Source organism: Georgenia thermotolerans (assembly GCF_009193185.1).
GTDB classification, from domain to species: domain Bacteria; phylum Actinomycetota; class Actinomycetes; order Actinomycetales; family Actinomycetaceae; genus Georgenia; species Georgenia thermotolerans.
On sequence record NZ_VUKF01000089.1, the window covers coordinates 1 to 4,412 of the forward strand.

Below are 4,412 nucleotides of genomic sequence, written 5' to 3' on the forward strand. Positions count from 1 at the left end.
CCTGCTGCTGATCTCCCTCGACTCACCCATCGGCCAATGACGGCAGCCGAAGTGTCACCACGAGCGCGAGACATACCGTCACCGATGTCTTGAGACACAACCGTCACCGATGTCCTGAGACTTCACACGCGAGAGGTCAAGTAGGGCGCGAGGCGTCACGTAGCGCGCGAGGCGCCCAGCCGCCGCACCTCCTCCACCGCCTGGTCGAGCGTCAGCCCGAGCTCGGCCATGCGGCGGACGTACTGCCGCGCCGCCGCCCGCGCCTCGCGCTCCCGGTCGGTCCCGCGGGCCGTCACGAAGGTCCCGCGCCGGCCGCGGCTGACGATGAGGCCCGCCTGCTCGAGCTCGCGGTAGGCGCGCGCCACCGTGTTGACCGCCAGGCCGAGCTCCTCCGCCATCCGCCGCATCGGCTGGAGCCGGTGCCCCGCCGCCAAGGTGCCGTCCTCGATCGCCGCCGCGACCTGGGAGCGGACCTGCTCGTAGGGCGGGACGTGCGAGGTGGCGTCGACGACGAGGATCACGGCCGCGCCCCCGGGCCGGCGGCGCCCCAGAGCCGCTGCCGGAAGTAGCGCTCCGGCCGCTGGGCCGTCGACAAGGTCGCCGTGACCAGGACGACGACGAGTACGCCGAACAGCAGGGCGGCCACGAGGCCGGAGACGAGCCCGACCGCCGGGTTCGCCGGCCAGCCGCCCTCCAGGCCCTCGCCGACGACGCCGAGGAGCACGAGCGGGGCAACGATCCCGATCGTCAGCGGCACCGTCACCATGTCGCGCAGGGCGCGGGCGCGCAGCGCGTCGTCCCAGGCCAGCTCGAGCGTCGTCTCGGCCCGCTGGGGCCGCGACAGCACCCGCCGGGCGAGGACCTCGTCGAGGGCCACCGCGGCGACCGGTGCGAGCGCGGCGAGGACGAAGACCATGGGGGACGGGTCCCCGAGGTCGACGAGGCCGGACGCGTCGATCGCGGCGAGGCCCAGGGACAGGACGACCGCGGCGAGCGCGGCGACCCAGGCGCCGATCCTCTCCCGGGGCGGGACGTAGTCGCCGTGGGCGGGCGTCGACGCCCGCGCGATGCGCACCGAGGGGCGTGCCGCGCGCCCGAGCGTCTCGTACACCGCGGCCGTGGCGGCGCCGAGGGCGCGCCCGCCGAGGACCGCCACCAGCACCCACATGAGGTCGTACTGCCCGGGCTCGCCGGCCACCCCGAGCGGCGCGACCACGAGGAGCGTCGCCAGGCCCGCCGCCGTGGCGGCGGCCGAGGCGATCAGCTCCCGGCGCGCCAGGCGCCGGACGACGACGGGCCCGACCGGTGGGTCGAGCGCGAGATCGACCTTGCGCGCGACCCGGTGGGCGAGGTTCCGCCGTCCCCGGGCGGTCAGCGCGGTGAGGCCGGGAACGGCAGCGGCGCCGACGATCACGGCGGCGAGCAGGAGGAGGAACGTGTGCCGGTCCATCGGCGCCCCTTTCGTATCAAGGTTGTAGCAACGTAGCACAACAATGTTGATACACGTGGTCCGTACTCGATGCCTCGCGCCCTACGCCACGTTTCGCGCCCTGCTTGACGTCTCGCGCCCTGCTTGACGTTTCGCGCGCTTCCGTGGGGGTGGGTGCTTGACCCGCCCCCGACGGCGGGGGTCCCGTATGTCGGCGACGCCGGCGCGGCGTAGCGTCGAACGCGGGAGGCGCCGCCATGACCGCAACGACCGTCGCGCCGTCGGCGCGTGCACTCGAGGACCCCCTCGCGCAGGCGCTCGAGCGGCTACGGGACGCCCTGCGCGAGCTCCTCCAGAGCGCCATCCGCTACGCCGTCGTGAAGATCGCCGGGAAGGTCGGTGAGGTCATCGAGGACCTCGACCTCGGCGTCGTCCCGAAGGGAGTGCTCGGCGGCGCGCTCGTGGAGGGGGTGCAGGCCTTCGCCGCCGGCAAGAGCCCGGTGTGGGCGGCCGCCCGCGGGGCCTGGGAAGGCGCCGAGACCAAGACGAAGGTGCTCGTCGTCCTGGCCGTGGTGCTCCTCGTGCTCCTGCTGCCGGTGGTGCTGGTGCTCCTCCTGCTCGGGCTCCTCGTGGCCGGGATCGTCGCCGCCATCCGCGCGGCCACCAGGTGAGGTGGGCGGACGGCGCGCCGGCGGGCGCGGACGTCGGCCGTGACCACGGTGCCGGATGCGACACCGCGGCGCGGGCCGCGGTCAACCCTCCGGCAGCTCGCTCTCCACGATGCGCAGGAGGAGGGCGCGCAGTGCCTCCACCTCCGCGCCGTCCAGGGAGGCGGTCGCGAGGCGCTCGACCGCGCCGGGGTCGTCGAGGGCCCTGAGCGCCTCCCACCCGGCCGCGGTGATGGCGACGACGTGCCGGCGCCGGTCCTCCGCGTGCCGTTCGCGGCGGACGTACCCCGTGCGCTCGAGCCCGGCGAGCATCCGGCTCGTCGTCTGCTCGGTGACGTGCAGGTCGCGGGCGATCTCGCGCTGGGAGCGGGGACCGCCGGCGAGCACCGCGAGGACGGGCAGCGAGGCGTGCGTGAGCGACCAGCGCCCGAGGTAGGAGTCCCACGCCCGCTCGATCCGCCGGGCGGCGGCGGAGAGCAGGCGGCCCGTGGGCCACGCGGCCGGCGGCACGGCCACGCCTGGCCCCGCGCTGGGCATGCCGGCGGAGGCGACGCGCTCGGCTCCCCGCCCGCCGCTGCCTGCCCTCTCGTCCTCGTTCACCCCGCCATCCTCCCAGCGTCCGGGCCCGGCCCCCGACTTGTGCTCCGCCCCGCGGCGCCAGATGATTACTCAGCACGCTGAGTAATCATCTCTCATGCCCTGGAGCCCCGCCGTGACGTCCTCCCCGCCCCGCCTCCGCGACCGCTCCCGACGGCGGGGGGCGGTCGGCCGCGCCGTCGCCGTCGTCCTCGTGCTGCTCGTCTGGCTGGCCATCGGCGGTGCTGGCGGCATGGCCCAGGGCACCCTGTCCCAGGTGCAGGAGAACGACCAGGCGGCGTTCCTGCCCGCCAGCGCCGAGTCCACCCGCGCCGACGCGGCCGCCCGCGCCTTCACCGACTCCACCACGCTGCCGGCGCTGCTCGTCGCCACCGCCCAGGGCGGCGGCACCCTGAGCCCCGACCAGCTCGCGGCGGCCCAGTCCGTCGCGGCCGCCGTCCCTGACCTCGCCCTGCCCGACGGCACCCGCCTCGCCGACGCCCTCACCGGCCCCGTCGTGGCGGTGCCCGCCGAGGACGGCGAGGCCGTGCTCGTCCCCGTCCCGCTCGACAGCACCAAGGCGAACGAGCTGGTGGGCCCGGAGGAGGACCGCCTCGTCAACGTCGTCGTCGACGACCTGCGCGCCCTGGCCGGCGAGCAGCTGCCCGCCGCCGGGCTCGAGACGTGGGTGACGGGGCCGGCGGGCTTCGTCGCCGACCTCGTGGCCGCCTTCGGCGGCATCGACGGGATCCTGCTCGGCGTCGCGCTCGTCGTCGTGCTGGTCATCCTCGTCGTCGTCTACCGCTCGCCGTCCCTGCCCTTCGCCGTCCTGCTCACGTCGGTGTTCGGGCTGTGCCTGGCCGCGCTCGTCGTCAAGCCGCTCGCCGGCGCCGGGGTGCTCCAGCTCAACGGGCAGGGCCAGGGCATCCTCTCGATCCTCGTCATCGGCGCCGCCACCGACTACTCCCTCCTCCTCGTGGCCCGCTACCGCGAGGAGCTCACCCGGTACGAGCACCCCGCCGCGGCCATGCGAGCCGCCTGGCGCGCCACCCTCGAGCCGATCCTCGCCAGCGCCGGCACGGTGATCGCGGGCCTGCTGTGCCTGCTGCTGTCCGACCTCGGCTCCAACTCCTCCCTCGGGCCCGTGGCCGCCATCGGCATCGCCTCGGCCGTGCTGGCCGCCCTCACCCTGCTGCCCGCGATGCTGCTGGTGGCCGGGCGCCGCTCCCGCTACGTCTTCTGGCCCCGCATCCCGCGTTACGCGCCGGCGGCCGACGACGCCGCCCCCGTCGCGGCCGACGACGGCGCCCCGGTCGCGGGAGACCGCGCCACCTCCACGCGTGCCCGCCGGTCCGACCGGCCGGGCCTGTGGCAGCGGCTGTCCGGCTTCGTCGCCCGGCACGACCGCCCCGTGTGGGTGATCACCGCGCTCGTCCTCGTCGGCCTGGCCGCCTTCGTGCCCACCCTGCGCGCCCAGGGCACCAGCGACACCGACATCTTCCTCACCGACGTCGAGGCGGTCGCCGGCGAGGAGGTGCTCGCCCGCCACTTCGACGTCGGGCAGGTCCAGCCCGTCGTCGTCATCACCGACGAGGCCACGGGCGAGCGGGTGCGCGACGCCGCCGCGGGCGTCGACGGCGTCATCGGCGCCACGCTGCTCACCGACCAGGCCGCCCAGGGCGGTGGCGCGCCCGGTGGCGGCGCGCCGGGCGGGTCCGGCGGCCGGCCGGGCGGGCCCG

5 protein-coding genes are annotated in these 4,412 nt (G+C 76.0%); 2 read left to right on the forward strand and 3 right to left on the reverse strand.

Annotated features, from left to right (window positions below; all coding sequences use genetic code 11):
• Positions 1-155: 155 nt before the first annotated feature.
• Together GD970_RS21175 and GD970_RS21180 are read right to left on the reverse strand one after the other, a co-directional pair.
• A complete protein-coding gene (locus tag GD970_RS21175; protein WP_319593484.1) occupies positions 156-521 on the reverse strand; it encodes a GntR family transcriptional regulator in 366 nt (121 codons plus the stop codon).
• Entirely contained in the window at positions 518-1,450 is a 933-nt protein-coding gene (locus GD970_RS21180; RefSeq protein ID WP_152204861.1) for a hypothetical protein, read from the reverse strand. The genes GD970_RS21175 and GD970_RS21180 overlap by 4 nt, the downstream gene beginning before the upstream one ends.
• Before the next feature lie 236 nt (positions 1,451-1,686).
• Here GD970_RS21180 and GD970_RS21185 point away from each other — a divergent pair, with 236 nt between their 5' ends.
• A complete protein-coding gene (locus tag GD970_RS21185; RefSeq protein ID WP_152204862.1) occupies positions 1,687-2,100 on the forward strand; it encodes a hypothetical protein in 414 nt (137 codons plus the stop codon).
• Positions 2,101-2,181: 81 nt separating this feature from the next.
• On the opposite strand, the gene GD970_RS21190 is transcribed toward GD970_RS21185, so the two are convergent.
• Positions 2,182-2,697: a MarR family winged helix-turn-helix transcriptional regulator gene (locus tag GD970_RS21190; RefSeq protein ID WP_226925526.1), complete on the reverse strand. Its 516-nt coding sequence runs from the start codon at positions 2,695-2,697 to the stop codon at positions 2,182-2,184.
• Between the two features lie 94 nt (positions 2,698-2,791).
• Between GD970_RS21190 and GD970_RS21195 the strand changes: the two genes are divergently transcribed.
• A partial coding sequence (locus GD970_RS21195) for an MMPL family transporter (protein ID WP_152204863.1) occupies positions 2,792-4,412 on the forward strand: 1,621 nt, incomplete at its 3' end.